The sequence below is a fragment of the Rhizobacter fulvus genome (assembly GCF_964020785.1).
In genome coordinates, this window is sequence record NZ_OZ224516.1 from 2,470,773 (window position 1) to 2,488,553 (window position 17,781).

The 17,781-nt window shown below is 70.4% G+C and carries 21 protein-coding genes; 12 read left to right on the forward strand and 9 right to left on the reverse strand.

Features of this window, described 5'->3' with window-relative positions; translation table 11 throughout:
• Window positions 1–3: 3 nt before the first annotated feature.
• Window positions 4–495 (reverse strand): Cache 3/Cache 2 fusion domain-containing protein, encoded by a 492-nt coding sequence (locus ACWH49_RS11830; protein ID WP_448171648.1) that lies wholly within the window; start codon window positions 493–495, stop codon window positions 4–6.
• Between the two features lie 115 nt (window positions 496–610).
• Here ACWH49_RS11830 and ACWH49_RS11835 point away from each other — a divergent pair, with 115 nt between their 5' ends.
• The gene (locus ACWH49_RS11835) at window positions 611–1,294 is read left to right on the forward strand and encodes a dihydrofolate reductase family protein (protein WP_448171649.1); all 684 of its coding nucleotides are present in this window, start codon (window positions 611–613) and stop codon (window positions 1,292–1,294) included.
• On the opposite strand, the gene uraH is transcribed toward ACWH49_RS11835, so the two are convergent.
• The 4 genes from uraH to ACWH49_RS11855 are packed head-to-tail and all read right to left on the reverse strand — an operon-like array spanning window position 1,279 to window position 4,081.
• Window positions 1,279–1,638: a hydroxyisourate hydrolase gene (uraH, locus tag ACWH49_RS11840; protein ID WP_448171650.1), complete on the reverse strand. Its 360-nt coding sequence runs from the start codon at window positions 1,636–1,638 to the stop codon at window positions 1,279–1,281. The two genes, ACWH49_RS11835 and uraH, sit on opposite strands and share 16 nt — an antisense overlap.
• Before the next feature lie 43 nt (window positions 1,639–1,681).
• Window positions 1,682–2,188, reverse strand: coding sequence for a hydroxyisourate hydrolase (locus tag ACWH49_RS11845; RefSeq protein ID WP_448171651.1), 507 nt, complete (start codon window positions 2,186–2,188; stop codon window positions 1,682–1,684).
• A 55-nt stretch (window positions 2,189–2,243) separates the two neighbouring features.
• Window positions 2,244–2,750, reverse strand: coding sequence for a 2-oxo-4-hydroxy-4-carboxy-5-ureidoimidazoline decarboxylase (gene uraD / locus ACWH49_RS11850; protein WP_448171652.1), 507 nt, complete (start codon window positions 2,748–2,750; stop codon window positions 2,244–2,246).
• Window positions 2,747–4,081, reverse strand: a complete 1,335-nt coding sequence (locus tag ACWH49_RS11855) for an MFS transporter (RefSeq protein ID WP_448171653.1) — start codon at window positions 4,079–4,081, stop codon at window positions 2,747–2,749. Before ACWH49_RS11855 ends, uraD begins: the two co-directional genes overlap by 4 nt.
• A 139-nt stretch (window positions 4,082–4,220) precedes the next feature.
• Here ACWH49_RS11855 and ACWH49_RS11860 point away from each other — a divergent pair, with 139 nt between their 5' ends.
• From ACWH49_RS11860 to pcaF, 4 genes are read left to right on the forward strand one after another with little or no spacing between them, the layout of a single operon-like run.
• Window positions 4,221–5,156: a LysR family transcriptional regulator gene (locus ACWH49_RS11860; RefSeq protein ID WP_448171654.1), complete on the forward strand. Its 936-nt coding sequence runs from the start codon at window positions 4,221–4,223 to the stop codon at window positions 5,154–5,156.
• A 60-nt stretch (window positions 5,157–5,216) separates the two neighbouring features.
• On the forward strand, window positions 5,217–5,918 hold the full coding sequence (locus ACWH49_RS11865) for a 3-oxoacid CoA-transferase subunit A (RefSeq protein WP_448171655.1): 702 nt from the start codon (window positions 5,217–5,219) through the stop codon (window positions 5,916–5,918).
• A gap of 3 nt (window positions 5,919–5,921) precedes the next feature.
• Window positions 5,922–6,557, forward strand: coding sequence for a 3-oxoacid CoA-transferase subunit B (locus ACWH49_RS11870; RefSeq protein WP_448171656.1), 636 nt, complete (start codon window positions 5,922–5,924; stop codon window positions 6,555–6,557).
• Window positions 6,558–6,579: 22 nt separating this feature from the next.
• Complete coding sequence (pcaF, locus tag ACWH49_RS11875) at window positions 6,580–7,782, forward strand: 3-oxoadipyl-CoA thiolase (RefSeq protein ID WP_448171657.1); 1,203 nt, start codon at window positions 6,580–6,582, stop codon at window positions 7,780–7,782.
• Between the two features lie 4 nt (window positions 7,783–7,786).
• On the opposite strand, the gene ACWH49_RS11880 is transcribed toward pcaF, so the two are convergent.
• Entirely contained in the window at window positions 7,787–8,077 is a 291-nt protein-coding gene (locus tag ACWH49_RS11880; protein ID WP_448171658.1) for a hypothetical protein, read from the reverse strand.
• A 79-nt stretch (window positions 8,078–8,156) separates the two neighbouring features.
• Here ACWH49_RS11880 and ACWH49_RS11885 point away from each other — a divergent pair, with 79 nt between their 5' ends.
• Window positions 8,157–9,281 (forward strand): MBL fold metallo-hydrolase, encoded by a 1,125-nt coding sequence (locus ACWH49_RS11885; RefSeq protein ID WP_448171659.1) that lies wholly within the window; start codon window positions 8,157–8,159, stop codon window positions 9,279–9,281.
• Between the two features lie 7 nt (window positions 9,282–9,288).
• Here the strand turns inward: ACWH49_RS11885 and ACWH49_RS11890 are convergent, their stop codons facing one another.
• From ACWH49_RS11890 to ACWH49_RS11900, 3 genes are all read right to left on the reverse strand, one after another.
• Window positions 9,289–9,816 (reverse strand): SRPBCC family protein, encoded by a 528-nt coding sequence (locus tag ACWH49_RS11890; protein ID WP_448171660.1) that lies wholly within the window; start codon window positions 9,814–9,816, stop codon window positions 9,289–9,291.
• Window positions 9,813–10,229, reverse strand: a complete 417-nt coding sequence (locus ACWH49_RS11895; protein WP_056472603.1) for a VOC family protein — start codon at window positions 10,227–10,229, stop codon at window positions 9,813–9,815. Before ACWH49_RS11895 ends, ACWH49_RS11890 begins: the two co-directional genes overlap by 4 nt.
• Before the next feature lie 110 nt (window positions 10,230–10,339).
• Window positions 10,340–12,250, reverse strand: a complete 1,911-nt coding sequence (locus tag ACWH49_RS11900; protein WP_448171661.1) for a B12-binding domain-containing radical SAM protein — start codon at window positions 12,248–12,250, stop codon at window positions 10,340–10,342.
• Window positions 12,251–12,347: 97 nt separating this feature from the next.
• Here ACWH49_RS11900 and ACWH49_RS11905 point away from each other — a divergent pair, with 97 nt between their 5' ends.
• The 6 genes from ACWH49_RS11905 (at window position 12,348) to ACWH49_RS11930 (ending at window position 17,779) form a co-directional block, all read left to right on the forward strand.
• Window positions 12,348–12,971 (forward strand): flavin reductase family protein, encoded by a 624-nt coding sequence (locus tag ACWH49_RS11905; protein ID WP_448171662.1) that lies wholly within the window; start codon window positions 12,348–12,350, stop codon window positions 12,969–12,971.
• Window positions 12,971–14,029, forward strand: coding sequence for a septal ring lytic transglycosylase RlpA family protein (locus ACWH49_RS11910; protein ID WP_448171663.1), 1,059 nt, complete (start codon window positions 12,971–12,973; stop codon window positions 14,027–14,029). The genes ACWH49_RS11905 and ACWH49_RS11910 overlap by 1 nt, the downstream gene beginning before the upstream one ends.
• 114 nt (window positions 14,030–14,143) lie before the next feature.
• Entirely contained in the window at window positions 14,144–14,566 is a 423-nt protein-coding gene (locus tag ACWH49_RS11915) for a hypothetical protein (RefSeq protein WP_448171664.1), read from the forward strand.
• Window positions 14,567–14,642: 76 nt separating this feature from the next.
• Window positions 14,643–16,202, forward strand: coding sequence for a hypothetical protein (locus ACWH49_RS11920; RefSeq protein ID WP_448171665.1), 1,560 nt, complete (start codon window positions 14,643–14,645; stop codon window positions 16,200–16,202).
• 1 nt (window position 16,203) lies between these two features.
• Window positions 16,204–16,803, forward strand: coding sequence for a hypothetical protein (locus tag ACWH49_RS11925; protein ID WP_448171666.1), 600 nt, complete (start codon window positions 16,204–16,206; stop codon window positions 16,801–16,803).
• A 67-nt stretch (window positions 16,804–16,870) separates the two neighbouring features.
• Entirely contained in the window at window positions 16,871–17,779 is a 909-nt protein-coding gene (locus ACWH49_RS11930; RefSeq protein ID WP_448171667.1) for a caspase family protein, read from the forward strand.
• Window positions 17,780–17,781: the final 2 nt, after the last annotated feature.

Below are 17,781 nucleotides of genomic sequence, written 5' to 3' on the forward strand. Positions count from 1 at the left end.
GAATTACTTCTTGTGGCCGATGTAGCTCACGCCGACCAGCTTGCCGCCGGCATCCTTGATCGGGTTGTAGCAGGCGTCGAACGCGGTGCCGAGCACGTCGATCGGGCCGCAGTACTGGGTTCCCTTGATGACCGCTTCGTAGGCCTTGTTGCGTGCCAGCTGGGTGCCGACGCCGCGCTTGCCCTCGGGCGTGAGCACGTTGGTGCTGACGCGCACGAACTCGTCGCCGTCCTTGACGAAGACGGTCGCGGTCGCATCGTGCGCCTTGCGCACCGCGTCGACCACGTCGTAGTTGTTGTTGATCTTGCGCTCGCCGAAATAGAGCGCCGGCACGTTCTTGTCACCGGCCTTGTCGGTGCCGTCGACCTTGGCGACGCCGATCTTGGCCAGGCGCGCATCCAGGTCGGCGATGGTCGCCTTGGGGTCGGCGGCGTGGGCGCTGCCCAGGGTGAACAGCGTGAGGGCGACAGTCGCGGCGATGGATTGGAGCTTCATGGTGGTCCTGTGCAATGGAGTGGGAAGGGGCGGCGCCCCTCGACGGCAGGGCAGTGGACCTATTTCGACACAATAAGGACAGTCTTGAACCGCGCATTTCGCGCAGGAGTTCCGCATGAGCATCGTCAAGGTCAGCTGCGTCGGCGTTTCCATCGACGGTTTCAGCGCCGGTCCCCGGCAAAGTCTCGAGAACCCGCTGGGCGTCGGCGGGCCGGCCCTGATGGGCTGGGCGTTCCCGACCCGCACCATGCAGCAGAAGGTGTTCGGCGCAGCAGGCGGCGAGACCGGCATCGACGACGACTTCGCGGCGCGCGGCTTCGCGAACACCGGCGCGTGGATCCTCGGCCGCAACATGTTCGGCCCGGTGCGCGGGCCGTGGCCGGACGACTCGTGGCGCGGCTGGTGGGGCGACAACCCGCCGTACCACGTCCCGGCATTCGTGCTGACGCACCATCCCAGGGCGTCGATCGAGATGGCCGGCGGCACGAGCTTCCACTTCGTCACCGACGGCATCCACGCGGCGCTGGAACGGGCCCGCGCGGCGGCCGGGACGCGCGACGTGCGCATCGGCGGCGGCGTCGCGACGATCCGCCAGTACCTGCAGGCCGGGCTGGTCGACGAGATCCACCTCGCCCTGACGCCCGCGCTGCTCGGCTCGGGCGAGGCGCTGCTCGCCGGCATCGACCTGGCGGCGCTGGGCTATGCGTGCACCGCGCACGCCGGCACGCCGAACGCGATGCACGTGGTGCTGAGCCGGCGCGCGGCCGGATCAGCGGCGGCCGGTCAGGAACCGCGGTAGGTCGAGCAGCTCCAGGGCGTGCACAGCAGCGGCACGTGGTAGTGCTGCTTGACGTCGAAGATCGAGAAGCGCAGCGGCACGACCTGGTCGAGGAAGACCGGGTCGCCGATCGCGGTGCCGCGCGGCGCATAGAAGTCGGCGACGTGGAACGCCAGTTCGTATTCGCCGACCGCCGCGTCGGCGGCCGCAAGCACCGGGCCGTCGGTGCGGCCGTCGGCGTTGGTCCTGACCGACTTGACCAGCTTCCAGCTGCCGTCGGGCTGGCGTGCCGAGAAGTCGATGCGCATGCCGGCGCCGGGGCGGCCGGTGTAGTTGTCGAGCACGTGGGTGGAGATGCCTGCCATGGGTGTTCCTTCGAGGTGGGTGCGAGGGCGCGATCGGTTGTGGTCAGGACCCGCGGTAGTACGAGTAGCCCCAGGGCGAGAACAGCGCCGCCAGGTGCACGCGCTGCGAGGCGTCGGCGATCACGAAGCGCAGCGGTACCTTCGAGAGGAACGACGGTTGCGGCAGCTTCGCACCCATGGCCGCGAAGTAGTCGTCCAGGTGCAGCAGCACCTCGTAACGGCCGGGCGTGTAGGCGCTGTCGAGCAGCAGCGGGTCGGCGGGCCGGCCGCCGGCCAGGGCCTGCACGCGCTTCAGCACCACCCACTTGTCGCCCTCGTAGCGCGACAGGTCCATCTTCAGCCCCGCCCCGGTGACGCCGTGGAACGAGTCGATCGCGTGCACCGTCAAGCGCGGCGAGACCCCCGACATCGATGTCGGCGCGGCCGTCAGCCCGCCCGGTGCGGAGGCCGGTGCGTCGGCGGCCTGCGCCTGGGACAGTTGCAGGCCGAGGCCGCCGAGCGCAAGGCCGGCGGGCAGGAAGGAGCGGCGGGTCAGCGGTCGATCGAGCATGGTGGGTGTTCCGGAGTGGAGGGGGCGGGGAGGATCAGGAAGGAGCTAAACGCGCTCAGCTGGCAGCGGCAAAACGCGCGCTCAGTCGACGGCGGGTGATCTGCGCGATTTGCGCGAGCGCCTCTTCGCGTTCGGTCTCGGTGTCGCGCTCGGTGCGCGAGCGCAGCGCCGCGAAGATCTGCGGCTTGGTGTGGCCGAGCACCGAGATGATGAACGGGAAGCCGTGCCGCTCGGCGTAGGCGGCATTCAGGCGGCGCAGCTCGTCGACCTCGTCGCGGCTCAGCGCGTTCAGGCCGGCCTGTTCGAAGGTGGAGTGCCCGGTCATGGTGCCGGCCTGGGCCTCCTTGCCGGCGAGCTCGGGGTGCAGCCGCAGGAACGCGACCTGCACCGCGAGTGGCGCGCTGCGCACCGCGGCCATCATCGCGTCGTGCAGCGCGGCCTCGCTCGCGAACGGACGCCGGCCCCAGGCCGCCTCGGCCACCCAGGGCGAGTGCTCGAACAGGTCGCCGAGCGCGGCCATGAAGGCGGGGCGGTCCAGCGCCGCCAGGTCGTCGAACCTCATGCCGGCACCTTCTTCGCGAAGCGCGGGATGAACAGCAGGATCAGCACGGTGACGCAGACCTCGACCGCGGCCACGATCAGCAGCCCGGGTGCGAGGCCGCCGGTCTGGGTCTTGATCACGCCCAGCATGAACGGCGCGCCGAAGCCGGCGAGGTTGGCGATCGAGTTGATCAGCGCCACGCCGCCGGCCGCCGCGGCGCCGGCCAGGAAGCGCCCCGGCAGCTGCCAGAACACCGGGATCGCGCTCATCGTGCCGATGATCGCGAGCGTCTGCGCGGCCAGCGCCAGCGTCGGGCTGGTCTTGATGAACAGCGCCGTCAGCAGCAGGCCGACCGCACCGAGCGCCGCCGCGATGGCGCAGTGCAGCCGCGCCTCGTTGCTGTGGTCGGAGTGCAGGCCGTTGACGACCATGCCGATCGCACCGCACAGGTAGGACAGCGACATGATCCAGCCGACCGTGGCCGGGTTCGAGAACCCGACTTCCTTGACCACCGACGGTCCGAAGAACGTCAACGACGAGTTGGCCGCGATCACGCAGAAGAACACCAGGATCAGCAGCCAGAGGCGCCCGTTCTTCAGCGAGGCGAGCAGGCTTTCCTCGCGATGGCCGAGCGCCGCGGCGTCGCGCGCCAGATCGTCCTCGACCAGCTGGCGCTGGGCCGGCGTGAGCCAGCTGGCCTGCGCCGGCTTGTCGGTCAGATAGAACCAGGTCACGACCGCCGCGATGATCGACGGGATGCCCTCGATCAGGAACACCCACTGCCAGCCCGACCAGCCGTTCACGCCGTGCATGCCGTTCATCACCGTGCCCGCCAGCGGCCCGCCGATGACGCCGGCGATGCCCGAGGCCGACATGAACATGCCGAAGGCCTTGGCGCGGCGCGCGCTCGGGTACCAGTAGGTCAGGTACAGGATGATCCCCGGATAGAAGCCGGCCTCGAACACGCCCATCAGGAAGCGCAGGAAATAGAACATGCCGGGCGTGGTCGTGAACATCATCAGCACGCACACGACGCCCCAGCCCATCGTGATCCGGGTGATCGTCTTGCGCGCGCCGATCCGCTGCAGCAGCAGGTTCGACGGCACCTCGAAGAAGAAGTAGCCGAGGAAGAAGATGCCCGCGCCCAGGCCGTAGACGGTCTCGCTCCACTTGAGCTCGTCGAGCATCGTCAGCTTCACGAAGCCGACGTTGACGCGGTCGATCCACGCCAGCACCCACAGCACGAACAGGAACGGGATCAGGCGCCAGGTGATGACGCGGTAGGTCTCGTCGAGCGCGCTCGGGGTCGGTGCGACGAGGCCGGACGGGGGCGTGGCTTCAAGGGTCGACATGCGAATCTCTCCAACGATGGGGCCGGTTGCGAGGTGCAAGGAGTGCGCCACTGTCCGCCTGAATCGCGCGCCGCGCGAGCCCGGAAACGGATATAGAGTCCATCAGCCAAACGCATGACCCCGGGAGCCGCCCTTCGCCATGACATCGCGCAGCAACGTGGACCAACTCGACGGCTACCTGCTGCGCGTGCTCTGCGTGCTGGTCGACGAGTGCAGCGTCTCGCGGGCCGCGCGGCGCCTGTCGCAGACGCAGCCGGCGGTCAGCGCCGCGCTCAAGCGCCTGCGCGCCGTGTTCGCCGACCCCTTGCTGGTGCGCGACCAGCTCGTCATGGTGCCGACCGCACGCGCGGTCCAGCTGGCGGTGCAGGCACGCACCGCACTGGACGCGATGAGTGCGCTGGTGGCCGAGCGCGAGGCGTTCGACCCGGCGGCCTCGACCCAGACCTTTCGCGTCGCCTCGCCCGACTACCTGGCGCCGGCGGTGCTCGCCGAGGTCACGCGGCGCCTGCACGGCGAAGCGCCGAACTGCCGGATCGAACTGCACCCGCTGGGGCCCGAGTTCGATTCAGAACGCGCCCTGGCCGAAGACCGGCTCGACGTGATCATCGGCAACTGGCCCGAGCCGCCCGAGCGGCTGCATCTCTCGCTGCTGATGGAGGACGAGCTGGTCTGCCTGGTGCGCCGCGGCCACCCGCTGGCCGAGGGCGAGCTGACCGAGGCGCGCTATCTCGGCGCGCAGCACGTGGTGCCGATGCGCTACTCGAGCCTGAACCGCGGCGTCGTCGAGACCCACCTCGCGCGCCACGGCCTGGCCCGCGACGGCCGCGTGGCGGTGCCGTACTTCGGCCTGGCGCCCTACGTGGTGGCGCAGACCGACCTGGTGTTCACGACCGCGCGCCACTTCGCCGAACCGTTCACCGCGCTGCTGCCGCTGGTGCTGCTGGCCGCGCCGGCCGGCTTCCCGACCATGCGCTTCTACCAGCTGTGGCATGAGCGCGCGCACCACGCGCCGGCGCACCGCTGGCTGCGCGGGCTGATCGCCGGCGCGGCGCGCGCACAGCTCGGGCAGGGCTGAGCGGACCGGCTATTCTTGGGCTCTCGCCACAGAGCCGGACGCCGGCGCGGAGCTGCACCCATGATCGACAAGCAAGTCGCGTCCGTCGCCGACGCGGTCGCCGGCACGCCGGACGGCGCCACCGTGATGATCGGTGGCTTCGGCGGCGCCGGCCAGCCGAACGAACTGATCGACGCGCTGATCGCGCAGGGCGCGAAGGACCTGGTCATCGTCAACAACAACGCCGGCAACGGCGAGACCGGGCTGGCGGCGCTGCTGAAGGCCGGGCGGGTGCGCAAGATCATCTGCTCGTTCCCGCGCCAGGCCGATTCGCAGGTGTTCGACGGCCTCTATCGCAGCGGCAAGCTGGAACTCGAACTCGTGCCGCAAGGCAACCTCGCCGAGCGCATCCGCGCCGCCGGCGCCGGCATCGGCGGCTTCTTCACGCCGACCGGCTACGGCACCGACCTGGCCAAGGGCAAGGAGACGCGCGAAATCGGCGGCCGCATGTACGTGCTCGAATCGCCGATCCACGCCGACCTGGCGCTGATCAAGGCCGAGCGCGGCGACCGCTGGGGCAACCTGACCTACCGCAAGACCGCGCGCAACTTCGGGCCGATCATGGCGATGGCGGCCAAGGTCACCGTCGCGTCGGTCCACGAGTTCGTCGCGCTCGGCGAGCTCGACCCCGAGCACATCGTGACGCCGGGCATCTTCGTGCAGCGGGTCGTCAAGATCGCGCGCACCGCGACCGCTGCGGCCGGTTTCAAGCAGGCGGCGTAAACAATGAACAAGCTCAACCGTGACCAGATGGCGGCGCGCGTCGCCCGCGACATCCCCGAAGGCTCGTACGTCAACCTCGGCATCGGCCTGCCCACGCTGGTGGCCAACCACCTGCCGAAGGAGCGCGAGATCTTCCTGCACAGCGAGAACGGCCTGCTCGGGATGGGCCCGGCCCCGGCCGCGGGCGAGGAAGACTACGACCTGATCAACGCCGGCAAGCAGCCGGTCACGCTGCTGCCCGGCGGCGCGTTCTTCCACCACGCCGACAGCTTCGCGATGATGCGCGGCGGCCACCTCGACATCTGCGTGCTCGGCGCGTTCCAGGTCTCGGCCACCGGCGACCTGGCGAACTGGCACACCGGCGGCGCCGACGCGATCCCCGCGGTCGGCGGCGCGATGGACCTGGCGATCGGTGCCAAGCGCACCTTCGTGATGATGGAGCACCTGACCAAGCAGGGCGAGAGCAAGCTGGTCGCGACCTGCAGCTACCCGCTCACCGGCATCGGCTGCGTCAGCCGCGTCTACACCGACCTCGCGGTGATCGACGTGACGCCGCAGGGGCTCAAGGTGGTCGAGAACACCTCGGGCCTGTCGCACGACGAATTGCAGAAGCTCAGCGGCGTGCCGCTGATCGCGTGACCTTGACACTGGAGACGAAAACATGACCCAAGCTTTCATCTGCGATGCAATCCGCACACCCTTCGGCCGCTACGGCGGCGCGCTGTCGTCGGTGCGCACCGACGACCTGGCCGCGGTCCCTATCAAGGCGCTGATGGCGCGCAACCCGAACGTCGACTGGACGCAGGTCGCCGACGTGGTCTACGGCTGCGCCAACCAGGCCGGCGAGGACAACCGCAACGTCGCGCGCATGGCCGCGCTGCTCGCCGGGCTGCCGCTGGACGTGGCCGGCACGACGATGAACCGCCTGTGCGGCTCGGGCATGGACGCGGTCGGCACCGCGGCGCGCGCGATCAAGGCCGGCGAGGCGCAGCTGATGATCGCCGGCGGCGTCGAGAGCATGAGCCGCGCGCCGTTCGTGATGCCCAAGGCCGAGAGCGCGTTCAGCCGCGCCAACGCGGTCTACGACACGACGATCGGCTGGCGCTTCGTCAACAAGCTGATGAAGCAGATGCACGGCGTCGACTCGATGCCCGAGACGGCCGAGAACGTCGCGACCGATTTCAGGATCGAGCGCGAGGCGCAGGACCGCATGGCGCTGGCCTCGCAGCTCAAGGCGGTGGCGGCGCAGAAGAGCGGCTTCTTCGACGCCGAGATCACGCCGGTCAGTGTCGCCCAGAAGAAGGGCGATCCGATCCAGGTGACGAAGGACGAGCACCCGCGTGAAACGTCGCTCGAAGCGCTGGCCAAGCTCAAGGGCGTCGTCAAGCCCGACGGCACCGTGACGGCCGGCAACGCCTCGGGCGTCAACGACGGTTCGTGCGCGCTGCTGCTCGCCAGCGAGTCGGCCGCCGCGAAGCACGGCCTGACGCCGAAGGCGCGGGTCGTCGGCATGGCGGTGGCGGGCGTCGCGCCGCGCATCATGGGCTTCGGCCCGGCACCGGCGACGCGCAAGGTGCTCGAACTCACCGGCTTGTCGCTCGCGCAGATGGACGTGATCGAACTGAACGAGGCGTTCGCGGCACAGGGCCTGGCGGTGCTGCGCGATCTCGGGCTCAACGACGACGACGCGCGCGTCAACCCGAACGGCGGCGCGATCGCGCTCGGCCACCCGCTCGGCGCCAGCGGCGCGCGGCTGGTGACCACGGCGATCAACCAGCTCCACAGGATCAACGGCCGCTACGCGCTGTGCACGATGTGCATCGGTGTCGGCCAGGGCATCGCGCTCGTCGTCGAGCGCGTCTGACGGGCTAGAGATCCAGCAGGTAGATGTCGGCCGAGGCGCGCTCGCGCGCGCTGTGGCTGGCCAGGGCCTGGTCCCACTCGGCCGCATCGGCGCCGTTCTGCGGCGCAAGGCCCTTGGCCATCACCGCCACCTCTTCGGTGCCCGCGTCGAACTCGGCCACCAGCGCGCGATGCGCGTCGAACAGGCGGGCGATTTGTTCGCCGCCGGCGTCGATCACGACCAGATAGCGGGCCGGAGGGCGGTGCGCGCCGTGGCGATGCGCACCGTGCGATTCGATTCCGAAGCCTTGTCCCATGGCTGCATCTTGCCATGCCCGGCGCGTGCGCGGCGAGCGGCGTATCGTGCGGGCTGACCTGGCACCCGCTCATCGACCCATGAAATCACTCGGCAAGAAGCCCGACGGCGCCCGCCTGGAACGCATGCGCGCGTCCCCGTTGTGGACCGGCGATTCGTTCCGCAACCAGCACCCGATCGCGCCCGGGCTGCGCGACCCCGCGGCGCCCAAACCGACGCTGAGCGAGTTCCTCTGCGGCGGCCCGCGCCGGCTGCCGAAGGCGCCGCTGCCGTCCGTGAACCCGCTCGACGGATGGCGCAAGCCGCCCGATACCGGCCTGCGCGCGACCTGGCTCGGCCATTCGACCGTGCTGATCGAGATCGGCGGCCACCGCGTGCTGACCGATCCGGTCTGGGGCCCGCGCGCGTCGCCGTCGCGCATCGCCGGGCCAAAGCGCTTCCAGCCGGTGCCGATCGCGCTGCGGGCCTTGCCGCCTGTCGACCTGGTGCTGGTCTCGCACGACCACTACGACCACCTCGACTACCCGACGATCCAGGAGCTCGCGCGCATGGGCGTGCCCTTCGTCACCTCGCTCGGCGTCGGCGCGCACCTGGAGGCCTTCGGTGTCGCGCCGGAGCGCATCACCGAGCTGGACTGGTGGGAGTCGCACACGCTGCCGGATTCGGAGCTGACGATCACCGCCGCGCCATCGCAGCACTTCTCGGGCCGTGGGTTGAAGGACCGGAACGCGACGCTGTGGTCGTCGCTCGCGATCCGCACCGCGAAGCATTCGGTCTTCTTCAGCGGCGACACCGGCCTGACCAGCGAGTACGCGACGATCCGCGAGCGGCTCGGCCCGTTTGACCTGGTGATGCTCGAGGTCGGCGCGTTCCACCCCTCGTGGGGCGACATCCACCTCGGCCCCGAGAACGCGCTCGAAGCCTACAAGCTGCTCGGCGGCGGCGCGTTCCTGCCGGTGCACTGGGGCACGTTTGCGCTTGCGGTGCACGACTGGGACGCGCCGGCAGAGACGCTGCTCGCGCTGGCACCGGCGTTCGACGCGCAGCTCGTGATGCCGCGGCTCGGCGAGGCCGTCGAGCCGGCGCGCGCCGAGGCGGTGACGCCGTGGTGGCGCGAGGTCGACGCGCGACCCACTGCCAAGGCGCCGGCCACCGAGCCCGAGCCGATGACGCTGCCGAAGGCGATGCCCTGGCCGGTCGACTGACCCGTCCCTACTTCTCCGTCAACGCCTTCAGGTTCGCCAGCCCTTCCTCGAAGTCCTTGCCGATCATCGCGTCCATGCTGACGAACACCTGCATCAGTTTCGAGACGAACGGCGCGGGCCCGCTCATCACCCAGTTCACCTGGGTCGCGTCGCCCTGCGGCGTCAGCGTGAAGTCCGTGCGGTTGTGGCCCTCGAACGGCTTGATGAAATCGAGCTGGATGCCGACCTGGCGCGCCGGCGCCGACTCGACGATCTCCATGCGTCCCGCGCCGGCCTTGCCGTTGCCTTCCCAGGCGTAGGTCGCGCCCTTGCCGGCGGGTGCGCCGCCGAGCGTGCGCTTCATCGCCGGGTCGAGCTTTTCCCAGGGCGACCACTCGGTCCAGCGGTGGAAGTCGTTCAGCACCGCGAAGATCTTCTCCGGCGGTGCCTTGATCGTGGCCGATCGCTGGACCGAGAAGGTGTCCGGCTTGGTGGTCGCGAAGATCAGCACGCCGGCGACCAGCGCGACGATGACGAGCGCCAGGGCCTTGATCACGAACCGTCCCCGACCATCACCATCCAGCCGATGCCGAAGCGGTCGGTGAGCATGCCGAACTTCGGCGCGAAGAAGGTCTTGGTCAGCGGCATCGTCACCTGGCCGCCGTCGCCGAGCGCACCGAACACGCGCTCGGCCTCCGCTTCGTCCTTGACCGCGAGCGACAGCGAGAAGCCCTGGAACCTGGGGTGACCGGTGCAATCGTCGGCGGCCATCACCGAGTGGTCGCCGATCTTCAGCGTCATGTGCATCACCTTGTTCTCGAAGCCGGGCGGCACCATGCCCGGCGGGTGCGGATCCGGGCTGTCGCTGTAGCGCATCATGTATTCGGTCTCGGCGCCGATCGCCTTCTCGTAGAACGCGGCGGCCTCTTCGCAGCGGCCGTCGAAAAACAGGTAGGTGCCCAATTGCATGTCAAACGCTCCTCGTGGTGTCGGGCCATCGGTGACCCTGTCGAGGAAGATAGCGGATGCAGGCGCTCGCGGCCAGCGCGGTCAACCCCGAGCCGGCGGCGCGGCTGATGTCACGCTGCCGCGAGCGCCAGGGCGCGAGAGATCCTGTGTCTGTGCACCTTGGTCTTGGGCACCCGGAAGTCGAACCACTGGCGCACGTCCTCGTCGAGGCCGATCCCGTGCATGTAGTTGTAAAGCGCCTTCTTCAGCCCGACGCCGAGCGCGTCGTGATCGGTGCCGGTGGGGTCGATGAAGCCGATGTCGTTCTTCGCGAAGCTGACCGGCGGCAGCGGCTGCAGCGTCACGCCGTAGTCGGAGGGGTTCTGGCCCACCGGCGAGTGCACCGTGCAGGCGAACCGGTGGAAGAACCCGGACTGGATGCAGCCCGCCTCGAACAACTGGCGCACGTACTCGAGCGCGTCGACGGTGTCCTGCACAGTCTGCGTCGGGAAGCCGTACATCAGGTACGCGTGCACCAGGATGCCGGCGTCGGAGAAGCCCTTGGTCACGCGCGCGACCTGCTCGACCGACACACCCTTCTTCATCAGGTCCAGCAAGCGGTCCGACGCCACTTCCAGCCCGCCGGAGATGGCGATGCAGCCGCTGTCCGCGAGCTGCTGGCACAGCCCGGGACTGAACGACTTCTCGAAACGGATGTTGCCCCACCACGAGATCGAGAGCTGCCGCCGCTGCAGCTCGGCGGCGAGCGTCTTCAGCGCCTTCGGCGGCGCGGCCTCGTCGACGAAGTGGAAGCCGGTCTGGCCGGTCTCCTGCACGATCGCCTCGATCCGGTCGACGAGTGTGGCGGCCGACGCGCCCTCGTAGCGCGAGATGTAGTCCAGGCTCACGTCGCAGAAGCTGCACTTCTTCCAGTAGCAGCCCTGCGCGACGGTGAGCTTGTTCCAGCGCCCGTCGGACCAGAGCCGGTGCATCGGGTTCAGCATGTCGAGCAGCGACAGGTAGCGGTCGAGCGGCAAGCCGTCCCAGGTCGGCGTGCCGACATCCGCAAAGGCGATGTCGGGCTCGACGAGGTTGACGTAGCGCACGGCTTGCGTCTGGGCATCGCGCACGAAGGTGCGAACAAGTCGCTGCGACGAGCGCCTGCCTTGCAGATGCTCGAGCAGCGCGAGCAGCGGCCGCTCGCCGGCGTCGAGCGTGACGTAGTCGAAGTGGTCGAACACGCGCGGCTCGGTCAGCTCGCGCAGTTCGGTGTTGACGAAGCCGCCACCGAGCACGGTGACGATCGTCGGGTCGTGCGCCTTGACCGCCTGCGCGATCCGGAACGCCGCGTAGACCGAACCCGGGAACGGCACCGAGACCAGCACGACGCGCGGCGCGTGGCGCTGCAGCGCGTCCCGTGTCAGATCGACCAGCGTGCGGTCGACCAGGTTCAGCGGCGCGGCGAGCGCGGCGGCGAGCGGCTCGAAGGTCGGCTGGCTCTGCGCCAGCGATTCGGCATAGCGCACGAACTCGAAGCGCGGGTCGACCGCATCGCGCAGCACGTCGGCGATGTCGTTCAGGTAGAGCGTCGCGAGGTGCCGTGCGCGGTCCTGCATGCCGAGCGCGCCGAACGCCCAGGCGAGCGGGTCCTCGCCGTCCTCGGCGATGTAGGCATCGAGCGAGTCGAAACGCATTCCCTCGGGCAGGAAGGCGCGGCCGGCGATGCGGTGGCCGATCGTCGGGTCGCGACCCTGCAGGAACGCGATCGTCGGCGTGATCGTCGCGAGATAGCGCTCGAACTGGGCCACGAACGCGTCGAGCCCCGGCGTGCGCGCCGGCAGTGCATCGATCGCCGCGCGCAACTGCGTCAGCCCGCCGACCGAGAACAGCTGCAGCACGAGCGCCAGCGCGAGATCTTCCTGCACCGCGTCGACGCCGCGCGAGCGCAGGAAGCCGGTCAGGTAGGCGGTCGACGGGTAGGGCGTGTTCAGCTGCGTCATCGGCGGGATGACCGACAGCACGTGCAGGGCGGCAATGGACATGCTCCGAGTCTGCCACGCAGGTTGCGGCAAGGGTCGGCCGTGTCGCGCCAAACCGGGTCGTCGAGCAACGAGCCGCCACAACGCCTACAGTGCGCGCATGAGTTCCGACACCCACTTCTACGAACCGCGGCTGGGCCACGGCCTGCCGCACGACCCGTTCAACGCGATCGTCGGGCCGCGGCCGATCGGCTGGATCTCGTCGATGAACGCGACCGGTGCGCTGAACCTGGCGCCGTACAGCTTCTTCAACGCCTTCAACTACGTGCCGCCGATCGTCGGCTTCGCCAGCATCGGCGCGAAGGACACGCTGCACAACGTCCAGGCGACGCGCGAGTTCGTGTGGAACCTCGCGACCCGGCCGCTCGCCGAGCGCATGAACGCGAGCTGCGCGCCGGTGCCGCCGGAGGTCAACGAGTTCGAGCTCGCCGGCCTCACGCCGGCACCGTCGCGGTTGATCGCGGTGCCGCGCGTGGCCGAGAGCCCGGTGTCGTTCGAATGCCGGGTGACGCAGATCGTGCAGCTGCAGGGCGTGGACGGCACGCCGGTGCCGACGTGGCTGACGCTCGGCGAGGTCGTCGCGGTGCACATCGACAAGGCGCTGTTGAAGAACGGCGTCTACGACACCGCCGCGGCGCGGCCGATCCTGCGTGCCGGTGGACCGGCCGACTACTTCGAGATCGGGCCGGAGCAGCTGTTCCGGATGCGGCGCCCACCGGCGTGATGACGACGTCCCTGCCGCATCGCGCCCGGTCGCGCTGGCGCGCCGTGGGCCCGTGGTGCGCGGTGCTGCTGGCGATCTGGCTGGCGGGCTGTGCCACGCGACCGGCGCCCTCGCCGGGCGGCGTCCCGGCGCGGCCCGCGCTCCCGTCCGACCGCGACGGCCCGGAGGCGAATCCGCCGCCCGACCTCGCGCGTGTGCCCGATGCCGAGCCGCGCCTGGAGCCGATCCGCAGCGGCGGCCCGAACAAGCCCTACGAACTGCTCGGCAGGAGCTACGTGCCCATCACCCAGGACGCGCCGTTCACCGAACGCGGCCTGGCGTCCTGGTACGGCCGCAAGTTCCACGGTCGGCGCACCGCCAGCGGCGAGATCTACAACATGTACGCGATGACGGCGGCGCACCCGACGTTGCCGATTCCGAGTTATGCGCGCATCCGCAACCCGGCCAACGGGCGCGAGATCGTCGTGCGGATCAACGACCGCGGGCCGTTCCACTCGACCCGCATCGTCGACCTCAGCTACACCGCGGCCTTGAAGCTCGACCTGTTGCGTGGTGTCGCGCCGGTGGAGCTGCAGCGGATCACGTTCGACGACATCCGGACCGGGGCATGGCGGCGTGGTCGCGAGGGCGAACCGGTGCTGGCCGCCGACGTGCCCCCGCCGGCTGCTGCGCCCTCTGCGGGCGTCGCGGCCGTCGCGGCCGATGCGTCGCCGCCGATGCCCGCGGTGGCCGTTCCCGACGCGGCGGTGACGCCGGTCGCGAGCACCGGACCGCTGCCGCCGGTGGCCGATGCACCGGACGCCCGCGCCTACACGGTGCCGGCGCGCGGGTTCTGGGTGCAGCTCGGCGCCTTCCGCGCCCGCGACGGGGCCGAGGGTTTCCAGCGGCGCGTCGCCGCCGAACTCGACTGGCTGTCGCCGTTGCTCGCGGTGTTCGACGACGCGTCGGTGTTCCGTCTGCAGGCCGGCCCGTACCCGCGCCGCGACGAGGCGCGCACCGTGGCCGAGCGCGTGCGCGGGGCGCTGCAGCTGGTGCCGGTCATCGTCGAGCGGCGCTGAGGCAAGCGGTCCGCGCCGTCGGACGCGACCTACCCGCAAATGCGCCACCGCCGGATTCCCGCCACGGCGCGACACGCGAAGAATTGCGCTCATGGGATCAGAAGGCAGACCATCATGAGCGCGAGCGAACCGACGCCGTTGAGCGTGGCGATCGCCGCGGTGCACGACGTGCAGCCGGCCGCCGACGGCGCCGCCATCATCGTGACCGGGCAGGCGCGCAGCGGCGACACGCGCTCGCCGCTCGAGATCGCGATCACCACCGAACTCGCCGCCGCGGTGGCGATCTCGCTGCTGCAGACCACGGCGCGTGCGCGCCGCTCGCGAGACACGATGGAGCCGGCGCTGGAGTGCTTCGCCGTCGGCGTCGAGGACAGCTCGCAGCACCGCGACCGCGTGCGCCTGCAGTTGCTGTTCGACGGCGGCACGGTGCTGCCGGTCGAGATCCGCCGGGACGCCGGCGAGGCGCTCGCCGGCGAACTGGCCGACTGGCTCGCCCACACGCGAGACGACGCGCCGGTGCCCGCGAAAGAGAACTGATCGCAGCGTGCCCCGGCGCGGGATTGACGCGCTGCCGGGGGCGGTCCAGGATGCGCGCGCCCTCCGCCGCGCCTTCATGCTCGTCTCCACTTCCCAGATCGCGTTCATCCTGCTCGCTGCCTTGCTGCTGGCGTGCGCCAGCGCGTGGGCGCTGGCGCGCCGCTACCGCAGCGCGATGCGCCGGCTGATGAGCGCACCGGCCATCGCAGCCGTCGATGGCGCGGCGCCGATCGGCGACTCGGAAGCGGCGCGGACGTGGTCGCCACCGTTCGCGGCATCGTTCGCGGACAACCGCCGCGCCGCCGCGCGGCTCACGGTCTGGCTGGGCGTGATGTCGGTGCTGATCGCCGCGAGCAGTGCGACGCTGTGGCTGTTGCTCGCCTTCCCCGGCGAACCGTTCGCACCGAAGCGGGCGGCGGTGCTGGCACTGATGCACCTGTGGCCGGTGATCCCGGCGATCGGGCTGATGCACCGCTGGTCCTGGCCGCGGCTGCTGGGCGCGCTCGCGTTGTGGGTGCTGTTCTGCTTTGCGGTGATGCTGTGGCGTTCGATCGAGCCGCGCCCGCTCGAACTGCTGCTGGCGCTCGCGGTCGAGATCGGTCCGGGCCTGGCGATCGTCGCGTTGATCTTCGGCCACAGCGCCACGCGCGCGGCCGCCCCGTGGCTGCTGCCGCTGTTCATGCTGCTGATGTGGGTCTCCATGGCTGGCGTCGATGTGCTCGCGCTGCTCGTCGAGCGGCGCTCTCCCTGGATCGCGAGCCTGCCGGGCTGGCTCGGCGCGCCGGCGGTGATCGCGCTGTTCGCGCTGCTGCCGTGGCTGCTCGCCTGGTGGCCGGTGCAGCGGCTCGGACGCGGGCTGGCGCGGGCCTACGCGCGCAGGCAGCTGTCCGACCTGATGGTGATGTTCGGCTCGATCTGGGCGATTTCGCAGCTGCTGCAGGCGCTGTCGGTGGCGAGCCATGCCGGCGTGGCCGGTATCGCGATGCTGCTGCCGCTGGTGTGGGTGCCGCTGGCCATGGCGCTCTACACGCGCACGCAGGCCGCGCCGGCCCATCCGCCGACCCTGCTGGTGCTCCGCGTGTTCCAGCACGACGCGCAGGTGCAGGCGCTGTTCGATCACGTCATCGAGCGCTGGCGCCTCAGCGGTCCCACCGTGCTGATCGCCGGCACCGACCTGGCCGACCGCACGCTGGACGCCGACGACCTGTTCGTGTTCCTCGACGGCGATCTCGCGTCGCGTTTCATCCGCACGCCGGCCGAGGTGCCGCTGCGCCTGGCCGCGTTCGATGCGACCCCCGACGCGGACCGCCGCTACCGCGTCAACGAATGCTATTGCCACGACTCGACCTGGCAGCACGCGTTGCGGGCCCTGGTGCAGCGCAGCGACGTGGTGCTGATGGACCTGCGCGGTTTCCAGGCCCGCAACGCCGGCTGCGTGTTCGAGCTCGGGACGCTCGCCCGCGCGCCGCGCCCGTTGCGTGTCGTCGTCCTGATCGACGGCACGACCGACCGTGCCGCTGCGGCGGAGGCTGCGGCCGGTGCGCCACCCGGCCGTTTCCACTGGATCGAGACGCCGCCGGCCACCGCTGCGCCGCAACGCGCGGTGCTCCCGCACCTGTTCGGAGCCGCGGCCTAGCATGTCGGTCGGTGCGGTGCCACGTCAGGTGCTGCTGTTCTCGGGGCATCGCGTCGACGAGCCCGGGCGCGTGGCGCGGCGGCTGCCGCCGTCGTGCGTCGATGCGGCCGCGGCGGCGATCACGGCCGCCCTCGAGGCGCTCGACGCCGGCCCGACAGACCTCGCGCTGACGCAAGGGGCGAACGGCGGCGATCTGCTGTTTGCCGAGGCCTGTCTCGCGCGCCGTGTGCCGCTGCAGTTGATGCTGCCCGAGCCCGAGGAGGCGTTCATCGCCCATTCGGTCGCCGGCGCAGCGGGCCTGCACCACTGGCTCGCGCGCTATCACGCGGTGCGCGCCCGGCTCGTCGAACCGCCGCGCGTCATGCCCGCCGACGCGAACAGCCAGCTCGATCCGCTCGAGCGCTGCAACCTCTGGTTACTCGCTGCCGCGCTCGCGCACGGTGTACAGCGGCTACGCTTCGTGTGCCTGTGGGATGGCGCGTTGCAGGGCGACGGCCCCGGCGGCACGGCGCACCTCGTGCGCGAGGTGATGCGACGGACGAATCGCATCACGTGGATCGACACGCGCGTGCTGGTCGCGGCGCCTCGCGGCGCCCCATGAACTAGGGCTTCCGGTGTCCTGGGGCGACGCCGATCATGCCGCGCACTCGTCGCCTCGGAGGCTCACCATGGTTGCCACCTCGTCCGGTTCGTCCGCTGCCACCAAGCCGCGCGGCCTCTCGTTGAACATCGGCCTGAACGCCGTCAGCGCCGCCGCCTACGGCGGCTGGGACGGCCCGCTCGCCGCGTGCGAGTTCGATGCCAACGACATGGCCGCGATCGCGCGCAAGAAGGGCATGAAGGCCACCGTGCTGCTGACCAAGAAGGCGACGCGCGCGAACCTGCTCGCGGCGATGCGCAGCGCCGCGAAGGCGCTGAAGTCCGGCGACTTCTTCTTCCTCACCTACTCCGGCCACGGCGGCCAGGTGCCCGACACCAACAACGACGAGCCGGACAAGAAGGACGAGACCTGGTGCCTCTACGACGGCCAGCTGATCGACGACGAGCTCTATTTCGAACTCAGCCGCTTCAAGGCCGGCGTGCGCGTCCTGCTGTTGTCCGACAGCTGCCACAGCGGCAGCGTCGCGCGCGAGTTGGCGCCGCCGCCGCCGCCTGTCGGCCAGCGCGTCAAGCTGATGCCCGAAAGCGTCGCGCGCCGCACGTACCAGGAGCATCAGGCGTTCTACGACAAGCTGCAGGCCGACGTCGCCGCCGCGGCGCGCAAGACCTTCACCGACCCCGACGCCGCGCTCGCGCAGGTCGGCGCCGCCGCCGAGGCGACCGCGCTGGTCGGCAAGTTCAACCCGGCCGTGATCCTGATCTCCGGCTGCCAGGACAACCAGACCTCGATGGACGGCGAGCACAACGGCGCGTTCACCGAACAGCTGCTGAAGATCTGGGACGGGGGTGCGTTCCGCGGCGACTACAACGCGTTCCACGCGCACATCCGCAGCGGCATGCCGCGCAGCCAGTCGCCGAACCTGTTCGTGCTCGGGCGGGCGGTGGCCTTCCTGAAGCAGAAGCCGTTCACGGTCTGACG